Raw genomic sequence first — 19,908 nt, 5'->3', positions numbered from 1 at the left:
ATGTTGATGCCGAAACGCGTGAAACACCGCAAACAACATCGTGGCAAAATGCACGGTAACGCAAAAGGCGGCACCACTGTTGCATTCGGTGAATACGGTCTGCAAGCACTGGAGCCGGCATGGGTGACCAACCGTCAAATCGAGGCTGCCCGTATTGCGATGACCCGTTACATCCGCCGTGGCGGTAAAGTATGGATCAAAATCTTCCCTGACAAGCCAGTTACGCAAAAGCCGCTGGAAGTACGGATGGGTTCCGGTAAAGGTTCTCCTGAGCACTGGGTAGCGGTAGTGAAGCCTGGCAAGATCATGTTCGAACTTGCCGGCGTACCTGAAGAAACCGCTCGCGAAGCTATGCGCTTGGCCATGCACAAACTGCCGATCAAGTGCAAGTTCGTGAAGCGTGAAGAAGTGGGTGGTGACGCACATGAAGGCTAATGAGTTCCGCAATTTGACCACTGCCGAGATCGAACAAAACATCGCCTCTTTGAAAGAAGAGTTGTTCAACCTTCGTTTCCAGTTGGCTACCGGTCAACTCGAAAACACGGCTCGCATCAAGCAAGTACGTAAGGATATCGCACGTGCGAAAACCATCCTGCGCCAAAGAGAATTGGGGATCGGCTAATTAAAGGAAGGAGGTTGGAACAATGACCGCACAACGCAATATGCGTAGAACGATGGTAGGTCGTGTCGTTTCCGACAAAATGGACAAAACCATTGTGGTTTTGGTTGAGACCTACAAAAAGCACCCGCTGTACGGCAAGCGCGTGAAGTACTCCAAGAAGTTCAAGGCTCACGACGAGAACAACACGGCAAAAGTGGGCGACATCGTGGAAATCATGGAAACTCGTCCGCTGTCCAAAGACAAGCGCTTCCGCTTGGTACGCATCGTCGAAGAGGCAGTAATCGTATAAGCTAGATTTTCGGGTAAACACATCCGAAAGGAGGAACAGTAAATGATCCAAACTCAGACGAGATTGGCTGTTGCTGACAACTCCGGTGCAAAAGAACTTATGTGCATCAAGGTTCTGGGTGGTTCCGGTCGCAAAACGGCGAACATCGGTGACGTAATCGTGTGCTCCGTTAAATCCGCAACACCCGGCGGCGTTGTCAAGAAAGGTCAAGTAGTAAAAGCGGTTGTGGTACGCAGCGTACGTGGCGTTCGCCGCCCGGACGGTTCCTACATCCGTTTTGACGAAAACGCAGCGGTTATCATCCGTGAAGACAAATCTCCTCGCGGTACCCGTATCTTTGGACCGGTGGCTCGTGAACTCCGCGAGAAAGATTTCATGAAGATCATCTCTCTGGCTCCAGAGGTTATCTAATCTGTACGGAAATACTCAGGTAGTTTGTTCGATAGGAGGTGCACCAAGCGATGCACGTAAAGAAAGGCGACACTGTCATCGTAATTGCGGGCAAAGACAAAGGCAAAAAAGGTCGCGTTCTCGCTGCATATCCGAAGAAAGAGCGCGTTCTGGTTGAAGGTATCAACCTTGTGAAAAAACACACCCGTCCGTCTCAAACCAATCCGCAAGGCGGCATTGTAACTCAAGAAGCTCCGATTCACGTTTCCAACGTATCCTTGATCGATCCGAAGACCGGCAAACCTACTCGCATCGGTTACAAGGTACTGGAAAACGGTAAAAAAGTTCGGTACGCGAAAAAATCTGGCGAAGTTATCGACAAGTAGTCAGATCGGAAAGGAGGATGTCCTAGATGGCAGCAAGATTGAAAGAAAAATACCTGAAAGAAATCGTGCCTAGCCTGATGAGCAAGTTTAACTACTCTTCCATCATGCAGGTTCCGAAAGTGGAAAAAGTAATCATCAACATGGGCGTGGGTGAAGCGGTAGGCAACGCCAAAGCGCTGGATTCCGCAGTGGAAGATCTGCAAACCATCGCTGGCCAAAAGCCGGTCGTAACCCGTGCGAAAAAATCCATCGCTGGTTTCAAACTGCGTGAAGGCATGGCAATCGGCGCGAAAGTAACCCTGCGCGGCGAACGCATGTATCACTTCCTCGACAAACTGATGAACGTTGCGCTTCCGCGCGTGCGCGACTTCCGCGGCGTTTCTTCCAAGGCGTTTGACGGTCGCGGCAACTACACGCTCGGTCTGAAGGAACAACTGATCTTCCCGGAGATCGAGTACGATAAGATCGACAAGGTTCGCGGTATGGACATCGTCATCGTCACTTCCGCAAAAACGGATGAAGAGGCACGTGAACTGCTGACTCAAATGGGTATGCCATTCCGTAAATAAACCCCATCGTAAGGAGGGAAGAATGTGGCAAAGAAATCGATGATCGTCAAGCAACAACGGAAACCGAAATTTGCGGTTCGCGCTTACACCCGCTGCGAGCGCTGCGGCCGTCCTCACTCCGTGTTGCGTAAATTCAAGCTCTGCCGTATTTGCTTCCGTGAACTTGCTTATAAAGGCCAAATCCCTGGCGTGAAAAAAGCAAGCTGGTAATTTGAAACGGGAAGGAGGTTCTCTCTCATGGTTATGACTGATCCAATCGCAGATATGCTTACCCGCATTCGCAATGCCAACATGGTTCGCCACGAGAAAGTGGAAATTCCGGCGTCCACCATCAAGAAGGAAATCGCTCGCATCCTGAAGGAAGAAGGTTTCATTCGCGATGCGGAATTCGTGGAAGACAACAAACAAGGGATTATCCGTGTGTTCCTGAAATACGGCCCGAACAACGAGCGCGTTATCACCGGTCTGAAGCGTATCTCCAAACCGGGTCTGCGCGTGTACGCGAAAAGCACCGAGATCCCGAAAGTTCTCGGCGGTCTGGGCATTGCCCTGATCTCCACGTCTGCCGGCGTGATGACCGACAAACAAGCACGCCAAGCACACGTGGGCGGCGAGGTTCTCGCTTACGTTTGGTAATTACAGATTGAAAAGCACAGGAGGTGCACCACATGTCTCGTGTCGGTAAAAAACCGATCGTGGTCCCTGCAGGCGTTACCCTCACTCTGAACGGTACCGAGCTGACGGTAAAGGGCCCTAAGGGTACACTTGTTCGTAAATTCCATCCGGATATGAAAATTAACATCAACGATAACGAGGTTATCGTTGAACGTCCTAGCGACAACAAACTGCACCGTTCCCTGCACGGTACGACCCGTGCACTGATCGCCAACATGGTAACGGGCGTATCCGAAGGCTTCTCCCGTACGCTGGAGCTGGTGGGTGTCGGTTACCGTGCCGCCAAGTCCGGCAAGGGCGTAACGCTTTCTCTCGGTTTCTCCCATCCGGTAGAGATCACTCCTGAAGAGGGGATCGAAATCGAAGTACCGAACCAAACCACGCTGGTGGTAAAAGGCATCGACAAGGAGCGCGTAGGCCAAGTTGCTGCCGAAATCCGCTCGATCCGCAAACCTGAACCGTACAAAGGCAAAGGGATCAAGTACAGCGATGAAGTGGTTCGCCGCAAAGAAGGCAAAAAGGGTAAATAAGCTTCGTAGTTTCATGAGAAGGGAGGCCGCGTAATGTTTACGAAACCTGATAAAAACAAAGCTCGGAAAAAACGTCATCTGCGTATCCGCAAGCGCGTCGTAGGTTCTGCCGCACGTCCGCGTCTGAACGTATTCCGTTCTTCCAAGCACATCTATGCTCAACTGATTGACGATGTGGCCGGCCACACACTGGCAGCCGCATCCTCGCTGGATAAAGAGCTGGGCCTGAAAAACGGCGCAAACGTGGAAGCCGCTGCAGCAGTTGGCGCGCTGATCGCAAAACGCGCGAAGGAAAAAGGCCTGACCGAAGTGGTCTTTGACCGTGGCGGTTACATCTATCATGGACGCATCAAAGCACTGGCAGAAGCAGCTCGCGAAGCTGGCCTGCAATTCTAACAACAAGGAGGGTAAGGAATGCGTATCGACCCTAGCAAATTAGAGCTGGAAGAAAAAGTAGTCGCCGTTAACCGCGTTGCGAAAACGGTTAAGGGTGGCCGTCGCATGAGCTTCAGCGCCCTGGTTGTTGTCGGCGACCGCAACGGTCATGTAGGCGCCGGTATGGGGAAAGCGCAGGAAGTTCCGGACGCCATTCGCAAGGCGATTGAAGACGCTAAGAAAAAACTGATCCGCGTACCGCTGAAAGGAACGACGATTCCGCACGAAGTCCTGTGCCATTTCGGCTCCGGCAAAGTGCTGATCAAGCCGGCTTCCGAAGGTACCGGTGTCATCGCCGGCGGTCCTGTCCGCGCGGTACTGGAGCTTGCTGGTGTAGGCGACGTATTGAGCAAGTCTCTCGGTTCCAACAACCCCATCAACATGGTCAACGCTACGCTGGAAGGCCTCAGCCGCCTGAAAACAGCGGAAGAAGTCGCGAAACTGCGCGGTAAGACTGTTGACGAGTTGCTGGGTTAATAAGGAGGGAATGAACATGGCAAAACTGCAAATCACCCTCAAGCGCAGTCTGATCGGCCGCACCGTCGATCAAAAGGATACCGTCAAAGCACTGGGTCTCCGTAAAATTCACCAAACCGTTGTGAAAGAAGACAATCCGGCAATCCGCGGGATGATCTTCAAAGTGAAGCACCTGGTTGAAGTAAAAGAAGTAGAAGCGTAATCACCATTTCCATAAGGTTAGGAGGTGCAAGGAATGAAATTGCATGAACTGAAACCTGCAGAAGGATCCCGTCACACTCGTAAGCGCGTCGGTCGCGGTATCGGTAGCGGTACCGGCAAAACCGCCGGCAAAGGTCACAAAGGTCAAAACGCCCGTTCCGGCGGCGGTGTTCGCCCTGGTTTCGAGGGTGGTCAAAACCCGCTGTACCGTCGTCTGCCTAAGCGCGGTTTCACCAACATCTCTCGCAAGGAATACGCGATTGTGAGCCTGGACGCGCTGAACCGTTTTGAAGAAGGCACCGTGGTGACGCCTGAACTGCTGAAAGAAACCGGCGTTATTTCCGCTCTGCGTGACGGTGTAAAAGTTCTTGCCAACGGCGAACTGAACGTGAAGCTGACCGTAAAAGCTCACAAGTTCTCCGCTGCTGCTGCTGAGAAGATCGCTCAAGTCGGTGGAACAGCCGAGGTGATCTAATGTTAGCCTCGCTCACTAACATTTTTAAGATAGGCGACCTGCGTCGTAAGGTTTTGTTTACACTGATGATGCTGGTCGTCTTCCGAATCGGGAGCTTCGTCCCTGTCCCCAACGTGAATGTCGAGTTGTTTCAGCAGAACACGAACCATCTGCTGGGGTTGTTGAACACCTTCTCCGGCGGGGCGCTGCAAAACTTCTCGATTTTTGCGATGGGGATCATGCCGTACATCACGGCATCGATCATCATGCAGCTCCTGTCCATGGATGTGGTGCCGAAGTTTACGCAGTGGGCCCGTGAAGGGGAAGTGGGACGCCGCAAGATCGCGACGGTGACCCGTTACTTCACGGTGGTCCTCGCCCTCATCCAGTCGGTGGGGATGACTATCGGCTTCAACAACATGGCGCCTGGTTTGCTGAAAGACACGTCCATTGGCAGTTACGCATTGATTGCCATCACCCTTACAGCAGGGACCTCGTTCCTGATGTGGATGGGCGAACAAATTACGGAGAAAGGGATCGGCAACGGGATTTCGATTATCATCGTGGCCGGGATCGTGGCCAACATCCCGACCGGCATCGCGACGATTTACACGTCCCAGTTCAGCGATCCGAGCCAGAATTTGTTCTTCAGTATCGTGAAGGTACTGCTCATTCTGCTGGTGATCATCGCCATTATTGTCGGGGTCATTTTCATGCAGCAAGGTGTGCGCAAGATTCCGGTACAGTACGCCAAACGCGTGGTTGGCCGCAAAATGTACGGTGGTCAATCCACGCACATCCCGCTGAAGATTAACTCGGCGGGTGTGATTCCGGTCATCTTCGCCGTCTCGCTGGTGATTTTCCCCTCAACCATTGCACAGTTCTGGGTGGATCCATCCGGAACGGGAATCGCCAACTGGATTTACACGCATTTCCAACCCAGCGCACCGTTTGGGATGACGCTTTACGCGTTCTTGATTATCGGGTTCACCTACTTCTACACCTTTGTACAGATCAACCCTGTACAACTGGCGGAGAACATGAAGAAAAATGGCGGTTACATTCCTGGTATCCGACCCGGTAAAAACACCGAGGTGTACATTACCCGTACGTTGAACCGTCTGACACTGGCGGGCGCTCTGTTCCTGATGGTAATTTCCATCATGCCATTCTTCTTCAGCAAGCTGGCGAACCTGCCGCAGTCGATTTACATCGGCGGTACGTCGCTTTTGATCGTGATCGGGGTTGCGCTCGATACGATGAAGCAGATCGAAAGCCAGATGATCAAGCGCCACTACCAAGGGTTCATCAAGTAACCGAGGTGTTGAAAAGCTTTCTTCAGCCGACCGGAGGCTGCGCGATGCGCGGTGAAGCTTTTCGCACGGGACGGAGGGAATGGACGTGAATATAATTTTGATGGGTTTGCCTGGGGCCGGCAAAGGTACGCAGGCGGAACGAATCGTAAAAGAGTTTGACATCCCGCACATCTCGACTGGCGACATGTTCCGGGCAGCGGTCAAAAACGAGACGCCGCTCGGACTTGAAGCCAAGTCCTACATGGATAAAGGGCTGCTCGTCCCCGATGAGATCGTCATCGGGATCGTGCGGGAGCGCCTGGCGATGGATGATTGCGCAAAGGGATTCCTGCTCGACGGGTTTCCGCGCACGGTGCCGCAGGCGGAGGCATTGACGGCTACCTTGAAGGAGCTGGGCCGCGAGATCGACCATGTGATCAATATCAACGTTCGCCGGGAGTTCCTGATCGAACGTCTGACCGGTCGCTGGATCTGCCCGATTTGCGGAGCGAGCTACCACACGCTGTTCAATCCGCCGAAAGAGGAAGGCGTGTGCGACAAGGATGGCGGCAAGCTGTTCCAGCGCGATGACGACAAGCCGGAAGTGGTGGCGCAGCGCCTCGATGTCAACATCGCCCAAGCACAACCGCTCATCGACTACTACGCTGAGCAAGGCCTCCTGCGAAACATCAATGGTGAACAGGATATCCAGGTCGTATTCGCGGAAATCACGTCTGTGTTGCGAGGGTAAGGGAGCATGATCATCCTGAAGTCGAAAGCAGAGCTTGAGGTTATGCGCGAAGCTGGTCGGATCGTCGCACTCACCCATCAAGAGCTTGCCAAGGCCATCAAGCCTGGCGTGACGACAAAGCAACTGGACGAACTCGCCGAAACCTTTATCCGCAGCATGGGAGCCATTCCATCGTTCAAAGGCTACGGTGGCTTTCCAGGAAGTATCTGTACTTCAGTCAATGAAGAACTCGTACACGGGATCCCAGGAAAACGGACGTTGCAAGAAGGAGACATCATCAGCATCGACATCGGTGCCCAGTTCCAAGGGTATCATGGAGACTCCGCTTGGACGTATCCGGTCGGCAACATTTCGGAAGAAGATCAGCGTTTGCTGCGAGTGACGGAAGAGTCGCTGTACAAGGGGCTGGAGAAAGCCATGCCCGGTGCGCGGCTGTCTGACATTTCCCACGCGATTCAGATCCACGCAGAGGCTGCCGGCTTCACGCTCGTTCGCGAGTATGTGGGGCATGGGATCGGGCAAAACTTGCACGAAGACCCCCAGGTTCCCAACTACGGCCCGCCTGGACGCGGTCCACGGTTGAAACCGGGAATGGTGTTGGCAGTCGAACCAATGGTCAATGCCGGCGAACGTTATGTCCGCACTTTGGAGGACAATTGGACGGTTGTGACAGTGGATCGAAAAAAATGTGCTCATTTTGAACACACCATCGCGATTACGGAAGAGGGCTATGAGATTTTAACGCGGGCGTAGCCGAAGCCCCGGGTTCGCTTCGGAATTGTCGTCCAACGTGTCGACGTTAAGTTCGTTGTGTGAGCCAAACGCAAAACTCATGGTCTGACTGAAGACAGAGGAAAGGAGAGCTTGCCATGGCAAAAGACGATGTGATTGAAGTGGAAGGTACGGTAATCGAGCCTTTGCCGAATGCGATGTTTCGGGTAGAATTAGAGAATGGGCACAAGGTGCTCGCTCACGTCTCCGGAAAGATCCGCATGCACTTTATCCGCATTCTGCCTGGGGATAAGGTAACGGTTGAGCTGTCGCCGTACGACTTGACACGCGGACGCATTACGTACCGCTACAAATAAGCGAAACCCCTAGAAGAGGGAGGCAAGAACCATGAAAGTGAGACCTTCGGTTAAACCGATTTGCGAAAAGTGCAAGGTTATCCGTCGGAAAGGTAACGTAATGGTTATTTGTGAAAATCCTAAGCATAAGCAAAAACAAGGGTAATCAAGGAGGTGCTTTTGACACATGGCACGTATTGCAGGCGTTGACTTGCCTCGCGAAAAGCGCGTGGAAATCGCTCTTACCTACATCTTTGGTATCGGCCGTCCCACGTCCCAAAAAATTCTGTCCGCTACCGGCGTAAATCCGGATACTCGCGTTCGTGACCTGACAGAAGAAGAAGTCAGCAAACTGCGCGATTACATCGACAAAAACCTGAAGGTGGAAGGCGATCTTCGTCGTGAGATCTCCCTGAACATCAAGCGTCTGATGGAAATCGGCTGCTACCGCGGCATCCGTCACCGCCGTGGCCTGCCGGTTCGCGGTCAACGCACGAAAACCAACGCTCGTACGCGCAAAGGCCCGCGCCGTACTGTAGCGAACAAGAAGAAGTAAAGGAGGGTAATTGGACATGGCGAAAAGAAAACAAGCGACTGCTACTCGTACCCGTCGTCGTGATCGCAAAAACGTGGAAGTCGGCGTAGCTCACATCCGCTCCACGTTTAACAACACGATCGTAACCATCACTGATCCGCACGGCAACGCAATTTCCTGGTCCAGTGCAGGTGCCCTCGGCTTCAAGGGCTCCCGCAAGAGCACGCCGTTCGCTGCGCAAATGGCTGCCGAAGCCGCTGCGCGCGTGGCAATGGAACATGGCATGCGTTCTTGCGAAGTGCTGGTAAAAGGACCGGGCGCTGGCCGTGAAGCCGCGATCCGTTCCCTGCAAGCAGCAGGTCTGGAAGTAAACATGATCAAAGACGTGACGCCGATTCCGCACAACGGTTGCCGTCCGCCAAAACGTCGCCGCGTGTAACGGGTTTATATCGTTCAGAACATGTCCATACTAGAATGGTAAATTCTGATTCAATAGCTTGTCATGCACGCAAACGGTAAACCGCCGGGGAAATTCCTGAGTGGGCTGAATCGGCCCACCCAAGAATTTCGACGTTTTGAAGGAGGGTTTGTTTAATGATAGAAATAGAAAAACCGAAAATCGAGGTTGTGGAAGTAAGCGACGACAACTCGTACGGGAAGTTCGTTGTTGAACCTCTGGAGCGCGGATACGGCACCACTCTTGGCAACTCGCTGAGACGGATTCTCCTCTCGTCTTTGCCAGGCGCGGCAGTGCGCACCGTTCAAATTGACGGGGTCCTTCACGAGTTCTCTACGGTTGAAGGCGTTGTGGAAGATGTGACGGAAATCATCCTGAACATCAAGGGCCTGGCGCTGAAGATTCATTCCGATGAAGAAAAAGTCATCGAGATTGACGCAGAGGGCGAAGGCGTCGTCAAGGCGGGAGATATCCGCGCCGACAGCGATGTGGAGATCTTGAACCCTGATCTTCATATCGCAACGTTAGCAAATGGCGGTCGTCTGCACATTCGTATGACAGCTGGACGTGGACGTGGATATGTTCAAGCAGATGGTAACAAATCGGAAGACCAACCGATCGGTGTGATTCCGATTGATTCGATTTATACGCCGATCAAGCGCGTCAACTATCAAGTGGAAAATACCCGTGTCGGGCAAATGACCAACTATGACAAGTTGACGCTTGAAGTATGGACCAACGGCAGCATCAGTCCGGAAGAAGCCGTTAGTCTCGGCGCCAAAATCATGACAGAGCATCTCAACCTGTTTGTCGGCCTGACGGATGAGGCGAAAGATGCGGAAATCATGGTGGAAAAAGAAGAGGACAAGAAAGAGAAAGTGCTCGAGATGACCATCGAAGAGCTCGATCTCTCTGTCCGTTCCTACAACTGCTTGAAGCGTGCCGGTATCAATACCGTGCAAGAGCTGACGCAGAAGACCGAAGAGGACATGATGAAAGTGCGCAACTTGGGCCGCAAATCCCTGGAAGAAGTGCAGGAAAAGCTGGCTGAGTTGGGCTTGTCCCTGCGCAGCGACGACTAGGGAAGGCTGACAGCGCCTGGACTCCGTCCTCACGGAACATTCCCTCCGGAGAGGGGATTTCAGATCTGGCTTCGCTCCAGCCATGGCTGAGCGGTGCCAGCGTGAAAAAGGAGGTAAGAACATGGCATACCGTAAATTGGGTCGTCGTAGCGCGGCGCGCAAAGCGCTGTTCCGCGACTTGGTAACCGACCTGATCATCAACGAGCGCATTGAAACCACCGAGATGAAGGCAAAAGAACTGCGCTCCATCGCTGAACAAATGATTACGCTGGCCAAGCGCGGTGACCTGCATGCTCGCCGTCAAGTCGCTGCTTTCGTTCGCAAGGAAGTGGCGAATGAAGAAGGCCGCGATGCGGTTCAAAAGCTGTTCGATGAGATCGCGCCTCGTTACAAAGAGCGCAACGGCGGTTACACCCGTATCCTGAAGACAGGTCCTCGCCGCGGCGACGCAGCACCGATGGCGTACATCGAATTAGTGTAATAGCACACGCAGATTGTGAAAAAGGGTGGGGACAGACTCTGGTCTTAGGCTGGACTCTGATTCATGCCCTTTTTTCTTTGTTCAAATCCCTGTCCAAGGCTGGGAGGATGTGAGCGCCTCATGAAGGAGGAACAACTGCTGGCTTTCCAGGGCGTCTCTTTTGCCTACGAGGGCGAGGGAGGGGCGGCCGTACCGGTGCTGAACGGGATCGACTTGGAGATTGCCAAAGGAACCTTTGTCTCCATCCTCGGTCCCAACGGATCGGGCAAGTCGACGCTGGCCAAACTGTCGAACGGCCTGCTGCTCCCGAACGAGGGAGCCGTCATCGTCAGCGGCATGGACACCAGGAACGGCGAGCTGCTCTGGGAAGTGCGCCGCCACGTCGGCATGGTGTTTCAAAATCCGGACAATCAGATCGTGGGGGCCACTGTGGAGGACGATGTGGCATTCGGCCTGGAGAACATGGGCGTGCCGCCGGACGAGATGCGCCGCCGTGTGGACGAAGCGCTGGCGGCCGTCGGGATGGAGCGCCACCTGCACGACCAACCCCACCACCTGTCGGGCGGTCAGAAGCAGCGCGTGGCGATCGCCGGCATCATGGCGATGCGCCCATCCGTGCTCATTCTGGACGAGGCGACAGCGATGCTGGATCCCCAGGGACGGCGTGACGTGTTGGCGTTGGCCCGCCGGCTCAACCGGGAAGAGGGAATCACGGTGGTGAATATCACCCATTTTCCCGAAGAAGCCGTCTTTTCCGATCGGGTCATCGTCATGAGCGGCGGGCGGATCGAGCTGGACGGTTCCCCTTCCGAGGTGTTTGCCCGGCCGGAGCGCCTGCAGGAACTGGGCCTGGACGTGCCGTTTGCCGTCCGGCTTCGCCGCGCGCTGGCGGACGAGGGAGTACAGCTTCCGTTTGTACTGCACCAAGAGGAGCTGGTGGAGCACTTATGCAGATTACTTTTGACCAGGTAAGCCACATCTACGGCAGAGGAACGCCGTTTGAACGGACGGCGCTGCGCGACGTCTCGCTGACCATTCCGGCGGGCTCGTTTGTGGGCATCATCGGCCAAACGGGATCGGGCAAGTCCACGCTGATCCAGCACCTCAACGGTCTGCTGCAGCCGACGTCGGGTACGATCACCCTGGGGGACGTAAAGGTGACCCCGCGGGAAAAAATGCCCCATGCCCGCCGGCGCGACATCGGCCTCGTCTTTCAGTACCCGGAACACCAGTTGTTTGAAGAGACGGTCGCCAAGGATGTGGCGTTTGGGCCGCTCAACTTTGACATGCCGCCGGAGATGGCGGAGGTTCGGGTCCGGGAGGCGCTCGAGATCGTCGGCCTTGACTATGAAGCGGTCAAGGACCGCTCCCCGTTTCATCTGAGCGGCGGGCAGATGCGGCGCGTGGCGATTGCCGGCGTATTGGCGATGCAGCCCAAGGTGCTGATTTTGGACGAACCGACGGCAGGGCTTGATCCCGCCGGACGCAAGGCGATTTTGGAAGCCATTTACCGGATTCATCGCGAACAGCGGCTCACCACCGTGCTGGTCACGCACAGCATGGAAGAAGCGGCCCGCTACGCCGACCGGCTGATTGTCATGGCACAGGGACGGGCGGTGCTGGAAGGCAGCCCGGATGAGGTGTTCGCGCACGCCGACCGACTGCGGGAGCTGGCGCTGGACGTGCCGGAGACAGTGGCGCTGGTCACGCAATTGAATCAACGGCTGCCGGAAACGGAACGGCTGCCTTCGTCCCTGTATCGGGAAGAAGCGCTGATCGAACATCTGTTGGCGCGGCTGTCCGTGGCAAAGGAGCGATAGGCCATGCTGCAGCACATTGCGATCGGCCAGTACGTGCCGGGACAATCGTTTCTCCACCAGACCGATCCCCGCAGCAAACTGCTGTTTGTCATCCTGTTCGCCGCGCTTGTCTTTTGGGCCAACAACGCGGCCACCTATGCCGTCCTGGTGGGTTTCATGCTGGCAGGCATCCTGTTGTCCCGCCTGTCGCTGTCGTACATTTTGAAAAGCCTGCGCCCTGTCTGGCTGCTGATCCTCTTTACCGTGGTCCTGCACCTCGTGATCACCAAGGGGGGAGAGGTCTACTTCCGCTGGGGATGGCTGAGCGTGGAGGAAATGGGGGTCCGCCAGGCGGTGTTCATCTCGCTCCGCCTGACGCTGCTCGTGCTGATCAGCTCCCTCTTGACGCTGACGACGTCCCCGATTGACCTGACGGAAGGATTGGAGAGGCTGCTCGGTCCCACCGGCCGGATCGGCGTTCCCGTGCACGAGATCGCCCTGATGATGTCGATCGCGCTTCGCTTCATCCCCACGCTGATGGAGGAGACGGACAAGATCATCAAGGCGCAGACGGCCCGGGGGGCCAATTTGACCGAGGGCAGCCTCGTCCGCCGCGCCCGCAGTCTGATGCCGATCGTCATTCCGCTGTTTGTCGGCGCATTCCGCCGGGCAGAAGAGCTGGCTTTGGCGATGGAGGCGCGCGGCTATCGCGGGGGAGTGGGGCGCACGCGTCTGCGCAGGCTGAAGTGGAGCTGGCGGGACGGCTGCGTGGCCGCGGCGGCTTGTGCACTTACGTTTGTGATAGGATGGTGGCGCACATGAGGCGTTTGAAGTGCGTCGTGGCCTACGACGGCACGGATTACAGCGGGTTTCAGGTACAGCCCGATCAGATTACGGTTCAGGGCGAGATCGAAGCCGCGCTGCGGCGGATCACCGGAGAGGAGATCCAGATTGTCGGTTCCGGCCGGACCGACGCCGGCGTCCACGCCCGCGGCCAGGTTTTCCACTTCGATACCGCCAGCGGCATTCCGATCGACAAGTGGGCGTTTGTGCTGAACAATCAGCTCCCCGATTCCATCGTCATCCGCTCGGTGGAGGAGGCGGATCCGGCGTTTCACGCCCGTTTCGACGTCAAGGTCAAGGAGTACCGCTACTGCATCGACAACGGACCGGTCCCCGACGTCTTCCGCCATCGCTACGCCGACCATATCCGCCACCCGCTCGATCTGGAGGCGATGCGGTGTGCTGCCGCTCACCTGATCGGCGAGCACGACTTCACGTCGTTTTGTTCGGCCAAAACCTTTGTCGAGGACAAGGTGCGGACTGTGTACGACCTGCGCGTGGAGCGGACGGGCAGCGAGATTTGGGTCGTCTGCCGGGGCAACGGGTTTTTGTACAACATGGTGCGGATCATCGTCGGCACCCTGGTGGAAGTGGGCCAGGGCAAGCGCCACCCGGACGAGGTAAAGGAGATTCTGCGGGCGAGGGACCGGGAACAGGCCGGAAAAACGGCGCCCGCGAAAGGGCTGACGATGTGGGAGGTCATCTATTGACGCTCGGCGACCGGCTCAAGACCGGACAGTCCTTTTTCCAGCCGTTGGGGAGGAAGTCGGCTCTTGACTCAGCCTCTCCGATGTAGTACGATATTCCTTGGTATTTTCATACCCCGCTAGCCCCACTCTAGCCCCGGGATTGAAAAACAAGAACGTGGTTTCAATGAAACACCTGGAGAAGTTGCTCACCCGTTACAGGCAGCATTCTCCACTTCATGATTTCCATGATTCCAGATGGAACGGTAACAATTTAGGAGGGACAAACATGCGTACCACATATATGGCGAAACCGCTCGAAGTCGAGCGCAAATGGTACATCGTTGACGCAGAAGGTCAAACGCTCGGGCGTCTGGCTAGCGAAGTCGCTTCCATTCTGCGCGGCAAATACAAACCGGAATTCACCCCGCACGTTGACACCGGCGATTTCGTAATCGTGATCAACGCGGACAAAGTAAAACTGACCGGGAAAAAACTGCAGGACAAAATCTACTACTCCCACTCCCTCTACCCGGGTGGTCTGAAAAAGACGACAGCAGGCGACATGCTGAAAAACAAACCTGTAAAAATGTTTGAACTGGCTGTAAAAGGCATGCTGCCGAAAAACAGCCTGGGACGTCAAATCTTCACCAAGCTGAAAGTATATGCTGGTCCGGAACATCCGCACGCAGCACAAAAACCGGAAGTTTGGCAAATCCGCGGATAAGGTAAAGGGAGGAAAGACTCGTGGCACAAGTACAATACTACGGTACAGGTCGTCGTAAGCACTCCGTAGCACGCGTTCGCCTGGTTCCTGGCGAAGGTCGCATTGTGATCAACAAGCGTGACATGGATAACTACTTTGGGTTGGAAACCCTGAAACTGATTGTGAAACAACCGCTCGTACTGACCGAAACGCTGGGTCGCTACGATGTATTGGTCAACGTCAAAGGTGGCGGTACCACCGGTCAAGCTGGTGCCATCCGTCACGGTGTGGCTCGTGCGCTGCTGAAAGCAGATCCGGAACTGCGCGGCGCCCTGAAACGCGCCGGCTTCCTGACTCGCGATCCGCGCATGAAAGAGCGTAAAAAATACGGTCTCAAAGCAGCTCGCCGCGCTCCGCAATTCTCCAAGCGCTAATCGGCTGTTCGATGCAAAACCCCTTGTCTGGCTTACAGACAGGGGTTTTTGTTTTTCCCGCGAGCCGTCATAATTGTCCGGTTTTGTCCATATGATGGGAAAGAGAATGGGACAAAGGGGACGGTGCAAGGTGGCTCGAAAAGTAGTCGGCTGGGTGCTAGCCTTCTTTTTGCTGCTGGTGTTGTTCACCTACGAAGCGCCGGAACGCTCCTCCTGGACGGCCTGGTCGCTGCCGCTGGCCGGTACGGTGATCGCCATTGATCCGGGGCACGGCGGGCCGGACGGCGGGGCCGTTTCCGCGGACGGCACGGTCGTGGAAAAAGAGGTGACCCTGGCCATCAGCATGTATTTGCGCGATTTCCTGCAGCAGTCGGGAGCTTACGTGATCATGACCCGGGAGGAAGACAAGGACCTCGCTTCCCCGGAGGTGCAGAAGCTGCGGCAGCGCAAGTCGGAAGACATTCGCAACCGGGTCAAGCTGGTCAACGACAACACGCCCGATTTTCTCGTCAGCATTCACGTCAATGCCATTCCCTCGCCGCGGTGGTCCGGCGCGCAGACCTTCTACTATCCGGCCTACAAGAAGAGCGCGGAAATGTCCTACCTGATCCAGAACGAAATCAAGCGGGTGCTGAACAACACCGATCGCCTGCCGCTCAAGACGGATGACGTCTTTCTGATCCGCGAAGTGAGCTGCCCGGCCGTGCTGGTGGAGGTGGGCTTTGCCAGCAACCCGGAGGAGGCGAAACGGCTCCGTTCCGTCGAGTATCAGAAAGCGCTGGCCAACGCCATTTACCAGGGCATTTTGCGCCATTATTCGGGCGAAAAGGTGCCAAACCTGCCGTAAGCGCGCCTGCAAACGTGTCCAGCCCTTTTGGATATGCTATAATGGACGCGCGTACGACTGTAGGACAAATGGCTGAGACACGTTTGACAAATATTGATGCCTGGGGTGGACGATATGTTGACGAAAGAACAAGTGCTGGAAGCGCTGCGTGACGTAAAAGACCCGGAAATTAACCGCAGCCTGGTGGAATTAAACATGATTCGCGACATCCGCATCGACGGAGAAACAGTCAGCCTGACCGTCGTGCTGACGATTACCGGCTGTCCGCTGAAGGCGAAGATCGAGCAGGACGTCATCGACGCGCTCAAGCAATTGGGGGCCAAAGAGGTACGCCTCCAATTTGGAGCGATGACAGACGAGGAGCGGGCCGCCCTAAGCGCCCAATTGCGCGGGGGGCAGACACCGGCTGCTCCTGCGGGACAAGCGCCGCTGTTGAACCCGATTCTGGCCAAAGACTCCCACACCACCTTTATCGCCATCACCTCCGGAAAAGGCGGCGTCGGCAAGTCCACCGTCACCGTCAATCTGGCCGTCTCGCTGGCCCGCATGGGAAAACGCGTCGGCATTATCGACGCAGACATTTACGGGTTCAGCGTACCGGACATGATGAACATCGAACAGCGTCCGACGGTGATCGGCGAAACGATTTTGCCGGTGGAACAATTCGGCGTGAAAGTGATGTCCATGGGCTTTTTCGTGGAGGACAACTCGCCGGTGATCTGGCGCGGTCCGATGCTGGGCAAGATGCTGCGCAACTTCTTTACGGAAGTGCACTGGGGCGATGATCTCGACTATTTGCTGCTCGACCTGCCGCCGGGAACGGGGGACATGGCCCTGGACGTGCACACGATGATTCCGCAGAGCAAGGAAATCATTGTGACGACGCCGCACCCGACAGCCTCGTTTGTAGCCGCCCGGGCGGGGGCGATGGCCAAGCGGACCGGACACGAGATCCTCGGGGTCGTGGAAAACATGGCCTGGTACGAGGCGAAGGATGGCTCCAAGGAGTACGTGTTTGGCAAAGGAGGCGGGGCGAAACTGGCCGAGGTGCTCAGCACCGAGCTGCTGGCCCAGATTCCGCTCGGTCAGCCGGACAACCATCCGGCCGAGCCGGACTATTCGCCGTCCGTCTACCGGGCCGATTCGCCGATCGGCAAGCTGTATCTGGATATGGCCAAGCGCGTCGCCGAAAAGTGCGAAGCAGCCATCGGCCAATAAGCGAAAAACAAAAAGGTGGGCTCTTGATGGGAGCTCACCTTTCTCTTTAGGATTGGCTGTTTCCGCCGCCTTCCCCGCTGCCGCTTTTTTTCTTGCCTTTTTTCATGGTTTTCGGCTTCATCATGTCTTCCGTGGCCTTGGTCATCAACGTCATCATCTCGGCCTGGAACAGGGGGCTTTGCATCGCTTCCTTCATGATTTGCATGGTTTGTTTCCGGTAGGCGGAGCTTCTCATCAGTTCCATCATATTTTTTTCAAACTCCGGGTCCCGCATGATGCTGATCATCATTTTCTGGTACTCGGGATCCTTCATCAGGTCTTTCATCAGCGCCTTGTGCTCGTTCTTCATCGATTTGGCCAGCGTGCTGGTGAATTTCGGGTCCTTGAACGCTTCTTTGATTTGCGGATTGTCCGGCTTGGAAATGCTCTGGATCAGCGCGGTACGTACCGTGGACTCGTCCATGATGAGGCTTCGCTTGAACGATTCGTCCTTCATCATGTTGATTACGGATTTTTTGGCTTCGTCCGTCTTCAAAATGTCCAGGACCATGTCCTTCATGCTTCTATAATCAGGGTGTGTCGTGTTCTGAGCTGTTCCGCCGACGCCGCAGCTTGTCATGACCAGGCTGACCGCCAGCAACAACCAAAACGATACGGTTCGCTTCCTCATGGGCGGTGACCTCCTTTACCCGGCTACCTTTAACGTGCACCGATTGTTTTGTTCTTACGCTAGTATTTTCTTGCACGGGTTGGTACAATCATTATCGATGTGGATAGGAGGGACGTACGGTGAGTCTGCGCAAGTACGGCTGGCTGTTTTTTACCACCCTGCTGCTTGGCGGGTTGGGCGGGATTCTGGTCGGCATGATTTTCGCATCGGACAAATTGCTGGAAGGCGGCATGGCCAATTTTTTTATGGGCACGTTCATGCAAATGCTGTATGGGATGACCATCAGCATTGTGGCGCAAATGGGTTTTTTTGCCTACATGACGATCAATTACCTTGCGCGGGGGCTGTTCAAAAACCCCTCGTTGTGGAAGAGCATCCAGGTATTTTTGGTGTTGTTTGTATTTTTTGACATGGTGTACCTGCGTTACACCCTGTTGGGCGAAGACGGCTCCGTCTGGCCGTTTTTCGTGGAGCCGATCCTGCTCCTGCTGGTCGCCGTGGTCACCGCCTACGGGAAAGCGCGCCTGACCAACCAGACGGCATGGGTGCCCACGCTGTTTTTCATGTTCGTGTTTTCGGCCATCGAATGGATTCCCGCGTTGAAACAATACAACGTGCACGCCACCTTGTCGATGCTGGTGCCGCTCTTGTTTTGCAACGTCTGGCAAGTCATGCATTTGCATCGTCTGGTCAAACGGGAAAGCTGACCGCTGTCAACGGTCAGCTTTTTTCGCTTACTTGACTTCCTGGCTTTGTACCTGGGAACCGGCAATCAGTTCCGAGACGGTGACGAACTCGTAGCCATCGGCCCGCAGCTTGTCGATAATCTGGGGCAGGGCGAGGTGGGTCTGCTTGCATGAATCACTGGCGTGGAGCAGCACGATGTCGCCCGGATGGGCTTTGGACAGGACGTTGTTTACAATCGTGTCGACGCCGGGATTGATCCAGTCCTTGGAGTCGGTGTCCCACTGGATGACCGTGTAGCCCATTTCATCGGCAATCCGCAGCACGCGCTTGTCGAAGTCTCCGTTCGGCATGCGGATCAGCTTGGGCTTTTTCCCCGTCAGTTCGGTCAGAATCGTGTGGGCCCTGCCGATCTGGGCGCGAATTTCCTCGTCCGTATATTTGCTGTAATAGTCGTGTTTATGCCCATGGGAACCGATTTCAAATCCGTCGTCGACGATCCGCTTGACGATCTCCGGATGACGCTGGCTCCAGGGGGAAGACAGGAAAAAGGTCGCTTTGTTTACCTTTTTTTCCTTCAGGATGTCCAAAATGGGCACGGCTCTCGTCTCTCCCCAGCTAATGTCGAAGGTCAGGGCGATTTTTTTCTCGTTGGTATCCACCTTGTAAATGGCTTGGGGAGCTTTGCTGCTGTCCGAGATGACGGTGATGGCGTCCCGTTCGGCATAGGCGATGCCAGCCGCCATCAGGAGAGCGGTGAGGATGATCAGCACCTGTTTCAAGCGTTGCGCGCTCAAGACGAACATGAATTTCATGACGGCACCTCCTTTGTCCCCTTACAGTTTATGCCGGATTGAGGAGGATATTCTTTGTCCGGGTGGGTATTGTTGCGGTACAATGCATATAGTGTACTAACCAGGCTGTAAAGGAGCGTACTTCATGAACACTCGGTTTCGACGCCTGTGGACGGACAACAAGTGGTACATTGTGACCGCCTGCCTGCTGTTTTTGGGTGGAGCCATGGTCGGCTTTCTGCAGTCCCATGCCGTGCACGATATGGTCAGCGGCCTGATGGACGAATTGAAGGACATGACCCAGCGCATCAGGGATAGCGGCCAAGGGGTGACGGCTTTGTTTTGGGCGATCTTTGTCAACAACGTCACCAGTTCGCTGATGATGATGGCGTTGGGGCTGTTTTTTGCCGTTTTCCCCGTGATCGGGATGGTGGCCAACGGCGTGCTGTTCGGCTATATCCTGGCGCAGTACAGCGCGGCGGGAATAAGCCCGTGGCTCATCTTCGCGGTCGGCATTTTGCCGCATGGCAT

34 protein-coding genes (1 of these 34 running past the window's edge) are annotated in these 19,908 nt (G+C 55.3%); 32 read left to right on the top strand and 2 right to left on the bottom strand.

What is annotated here, in order from left to right; genetic code table 11:
* From rplP to A6764_RS00160, 30 genes are all read left to right on the top strand, one after another.
* Positions 1-435: a 50S ribosomal protein L16 gene (gene rplP, locus A6764_RS00305; protein WP_029101062.1), complete on the top strand. Its 435-nt coding sequence runs from the start codon at positions 1-3 to the stop codon at positions 433-435.
* Complete coding sequence (rpmC, locus tag A6764_RS00300) at positions 425-622, top strand: 50S ribosomal protein L29 (RefSeq protein WP_029101061.1); 198 nt, start codon at positions 425-427, stop codon at positions 620-622. Before rplP ends, rpmC begins: the two co-directional genes overlap by 11 nt.
* 22 nt (positions 623-644) lie before the next feature.
* A complete protein-coding gene (rpsQ, locus tag A6764_RS00295; RefSeq protein WP_029101060.1) occupies positions 645-911 on the top strand; it encodes a 30S ribosomal protein S17 in 267 nt (88 codons plus the stop codon).
* A 42-nt stretch (positions 912-953) separates the two neighbouring features.
* Positions 954-1,322, top strand: a complete 369-nt coding sequence (rplN, locus tag A6764_RS00290; RefSeq protein ID WP_029101059.1) for a 50S ribosomal protein L14 — start codon at positions 954-956, stop codon at positions 1,320-1,322.
* A 50-nt stretch (positions 1,323-1,372) separates the two neighbouring features.
* On the top strand, positions 1,373-1,687 hold the full coding sequence (gene rplX, locus A6764_RS00285) for a 50S ribosomal protein L24 (RefSeq protein ID WP_065067635.1): 315 nt from the start codon (positions 1,373-1,375) through the stop codon (positions 1,685-1,687).
* A 26-nt stretch (positions 1,688-1,713) separates the two neighbouring features.
* Complete coding sequence (rplE, locus tag A6764_RS00280) at positions 1,714-2,256, top strand: 50S ribosomal protein L5 (RefSeq protein ID WP_029101057.1); 543 nt, start codon at positions 1,714-1,716, stop codon at positions 2,254-2,256.
* Between the two features lie 24 nt (positions 2,257-2,280).
* Positions 2,281-2,466 (top strand): type Z 30S ribosomal protein S14, encoded by a 186-nt coding sequence (locus tag A6764_RS00275; protein WP_019123526.1) that lies wholly within the window; start codon positions 2,281-2,283, stop codon positions 2,464-2,466.
* A gap of 27 nt (positions 2,467-2,493) precedes the next feature.
* Positions 2,494-2,892 (top strand): 30S ribosomal protein S8, encoded by a 399-nt coding sequence (gene rpsH / locus A6764_RS00270; protein ID WP_029101056.1) that lies wholly within the window; start codon positions 2,494-2,496, stop codon positions 2,890-2,892.
* A gap of 32 nt (positions 2,893-2,924) precedes the next feature.
* Entirely contained in the window at positions 2,925-3,461 is a 537-nt protein-coding gene (gene rplF / locus A6764_RS00265) for a 50S ribosomal protein L6 (protein ID WP_065067636.1), read from the top strand.
* 33 nt (positions 3,462-3,494) lie between these two features.
* Positions 3,495-3,857, top strand: a complete 363-nt coding sequence (rplR, locus tag A6764_RS00260) for a 50S ribosomal protein L18 (RefSeq protein ID WP_065067637.1) — start codon at positions 3,495-3,497, stop codon at positions 3,855-3,857.
* 18 nt (positions 3,858-3,875) lie between these two features.
* A complete protein-coding gene (gene rpsE, locus A6764_RS00255) occupies positions 3,876-4,373 on the top strand; it encodes a 30S ribosomal protein S5 (RefSeq protein ID WP_065067638.1) in 498 nt (165 codons plus the stop codon).
* Between the two features lie 16 nt (positions 4,374-4,389).
* Positions 4,390-4,575, top strand: a complete 186-nt coding sequence (rpmD, locus tag A6764_RS00250; protein ID WP_029101052.1) for a 50S ribosomal protein L30 — start codon at positions 4,390-4,392, stop codon at positions 4,573-4,575.
* Between the two features lie 33 nt (positions 4,576-4,608).
* The gene (gene rplO, locus A6764_RS00245; RefSeq protein WP_029101051.1) at positions 4,609-5,049 is read left to right on the top strand and encodes a 50S ribosomal protein L15; all 441 of its coding nucleotides are present in this window, start codon (positions 4,609-4,611) and stop codon (positions 5,047-5,049) included.
* Positions 5,049-6,344: a preprotein translocase subunit SecY gene (gene secY, locus A6764_RS00240; RefSeq protein WP_029101050.1), complete on the top strand. Its 1,296-nt coding sequence runs from the start codon at positions 5,049-5,051 to the stop codon at positions 6,342-6,344. Before rplO ends, secY begins: the two co-directional genes overlap by 1 nt.
* 85 nt (positions 6,345-6,429) lie before the next feature.
* Entirely contained in the window at positions 6,430-7,074 is a 645-nt protein-coding gene (locus A6764_RS00235; protein ID WP_065067644.1) for an adenylate kinase, read from the top strand.
* 6 nt (positions 7,075-7,080) lie between these two features.
* A complete protein-coding gene (gene map, locus A6764_RS00230; protein WP_029101048.1) occupies positions 7,081-7,827 on the top strand; it encodes a type I methionyl aminopeptidase in 747 nt (248 codons plus the stop codon).
* A 116-nt stretch (positions 7,828-7,943) separates the two neighbouring features.
* On the top strand, positions 7,944-8,162 hold the full coding sequence (gene infA, locus A6764_RS00225; RefSeq protein ID WP_003333772.1) for a translation initiation factor IF-1: 219 nt from the start codon (positions 7,944-7,946) through the stop codon (positions 8,160-8,162).
* A 31-nt stretch (positions 8,163-8,193) separates the two neighbouring features.
* The gene (rpmJ, locus tag A6764_RS00220) at positions 8,194-8,307 is read left to right on the top strand and encodes a 50S ribosomal protein L36 (RefSeq protein WP_003333770.1); all 114 of its coding nucleotides are present in this window, start codon (positions 8,194-8,196) and stop codon (positions 8,305-8,307) included.
* Positions 8,308-8,328: 21 nt separating this feature from the next.
* Positions 8,329-8,697, top strand: a complete 369-nt coding sequence (gene rpsM / locus A6764_RS00215; RefSeq protein WP_029101047.1) for a 30S ribosomal protein S13 — start codon at positions 8,329-8,331, stop codon at positions 8,695-8,697.
* Between the two features lie 16 nt (positions 8,698-8,713).
* Positions 8,714-9,115 carry a 30S ribosomal protein S11 gene (gene rpsK / locus A6764_RS00210; protein ID WP_029101046.1) on the top strand — a complete coding sequence of 134 codons (402 nt, stop codon included), beginning with the start codon at positions 8,714-8,716 and terminating at the stop codon, positions 9,113-9,115.
* Between the two features lie 155 nt (positions 9,116-9,270).
* Positions 9,271-10,215 carry a DNA-directed RNA polymerase subunit alpha gene (locus tag A6764_RS00205; RefSeq protein ID WP_029101045.1) on the top strand — a complete coding sequence of 315 codons (945 nt, stop codon included), beginning with the start codon at positions 9,271-9,273 and terminating at the stop codon, positions 10,213-10,215.
* 121 nt (positions 10,216-10,336) lie between these two features.
* On the top strand, positions 10,337-10,696 hold the full coding sequence (rplQ, locus tag A6764_RS00200; RefSeq protein ID WP_029101044.1) for a 50S ribosomal protein L17: 360 nt from the start codon (positions 10,337-10,339) through the stop codon (positions 10,694-10,696).
* A gap of 120 nt (positions 10,697-10,816) precedes the next feature.
* Positions 10,817-11,668: an energy-coupling factor transporter ATPase gene (locus A6764_RS00195; protein WP_065067645.1), complete on the top strand. Its 852-nt coding sequence runs from the start codon at positions 10,817-10,819 to the stop codon at positions 11,666-11,668.
* A complete protein-coding gene (locus A6764_RS00190) occupies positions 11,644-12,516 on the top strand; it encodes an energy-coupling factor transporter ATPase (protein WP_044899137.1) in 873 nt (290 codons plus the stop codon). Before A6764_RS00195 ends, A6764_RS00190 begins: the two co-directional genes overlap by 25 nt.
* Before the next feature lie 3 nt (positions 12,517-12,519).
* Positions 12,520-13,317 (top strand): energy-coupling factor transporter transmembrane component T family protein, encoded by a 798-nt coding sequence (locus A6764_RS00185; RefSeq protein ID WP_065067639.1) that lies wholly within the window; start codon positions 12,520-12,522, stop codon positions 13,315-13,317.
* On the top strand, positions 13,314-14,048 hold the full coding sequence (truA, locus tag A6764_RS00180; RefSeq protein ID WP_065067640.1) for a tRNA pseudouridine(38-40) synthase TruA: 735 nt from the start codon (positions 13,314-13,316) through the stop codon (positions 14,046-14,048). Before A6764_RS00185 ends, truA begins: the two co-directional genes overlap by 4 nt.
* A 265-nt stretch (positions 14,049-14,313) precedes the next feature.
* A complete protein-coding gene (rplM, locus tag A6764_RS00175; protein WP_029101039.1) occupies positions 14,314-14,751 on the top strand; it encodes a 50S ribosomal protein L13 in 438 nt (145 codons plus the stop codon).
* Positions 14,752-14,771: 20 nt separating this feature from the next.
* Positions 14,772-15,164, top strand: coding sequence for a 30S ribosomal protein S9 (gene rpsI / locus A6764_RS00170; RefSeq protein WP_029101038.1), 393 nt, complete (start codon positions 14,772-14,774; stop codon positions 15,162-15,164).
* Between the two features lie 130 nt (positions 15,165-15,294).
* Complete coding sequence (gene cwlD / locus A6764_RS00165) at positions 15,295-16,011, top strand: N-acetylmuramoyl-L-alanine amidase CwlD (protein ID WP_319800796.1); 717 nt, start codon at positions 15,295-15,297, stop codon at positions 16,009-16,011.
* A 114-nt stretch (positions 16,012-16,125) separates the two neighbouring features.
* On the top strand, positions 16,126-17,229 hold the full coding sequence (locus tag A6764_RS00160; RefSeq protein WP_029101036.1) for an Mrp/NBP35 family ATP-binding protein: 1,104 nt from the start codon (positions 16,126-16,128) through the stop codon (positions 17,227-17,229).
* 46 nt (positions 17,230-17,275) lie between these two features.
* On the opposite strand, the gene gerD is transcribed toward A6764_RS00160, so the two are convergent.
* Entirely contained in the window at positions 17,276-17,899 is a 624-nt protein-coding gene (gerD, locus tag A6764_RS00155; RefSeq protein ID WP_065067641.1) for a spore germination lipoprotein GerD, read from the bottom strand.
* 119 nt (positions 17,900-18,018) lie between these two features.
* Here gerD and A6764_RS00150 point away from each other — a divergent pair, with 119 nt between their 5' ends.
* Complete coding sequence (locus A6764_RS00150) at positions 18,019-18,606, top strand: KinB-signaling pathway activation protein (RefSeq protein WP_065067642.1); 588 nt, start codon at positions 18,019-18,021, stop codon at positions 18,604-18,606.
* A 27-nt stretch (positions 18,607-18,633) separates the two neighbouring features.
* On the opposite strand, the gene pdaB is transcribed toward A6764_RS00150, so the two are convergent.
* A complete protein-coding gene (gene pdaB / locus A6764_RS00145) occupies positions 18,634-19,398 on the bottom strand; it encodes a polysaccharide deacetylase family sporulation protein PdaB (protein WP_065067643.1) in 765 nt (254 codons plus the stop codon).
* 124 nt (positions 19,399-19,522) lie between these two features.
* Here pdaB and A6764_RS00140 point away from each other — a divergent pair, with 124 nt between their 5' ends.
* On the top strand, positions 19,523-19,908 hold the 5' portion of the coding sequence (locus A6764_RS00140) for a stage II sporulation protein M (protein ID WP_035296733.1). 268 nt of this gene lie beyond the right edge of the window; only the first 386 of its 654 coding nucleotides appear in the window; it begins with the start codon at positions 19,523-19,525; its stop codon lies beyond the right edge, outside the window.

This window comes from Brevibacillus sp. WF146 (genome assembly GCF_001673705.2).
Classification (GTDB): Bacteria; Bacillota; Bacilli; order Brevibacillales; family Brevibacillaceae; genus Brevibacillus; species Brevibacillus thermoruber.
Note: the sequence above shows the minus strand (reverse complement) of the source record. Positions and strands in the feature narration are given on the sequence as shown.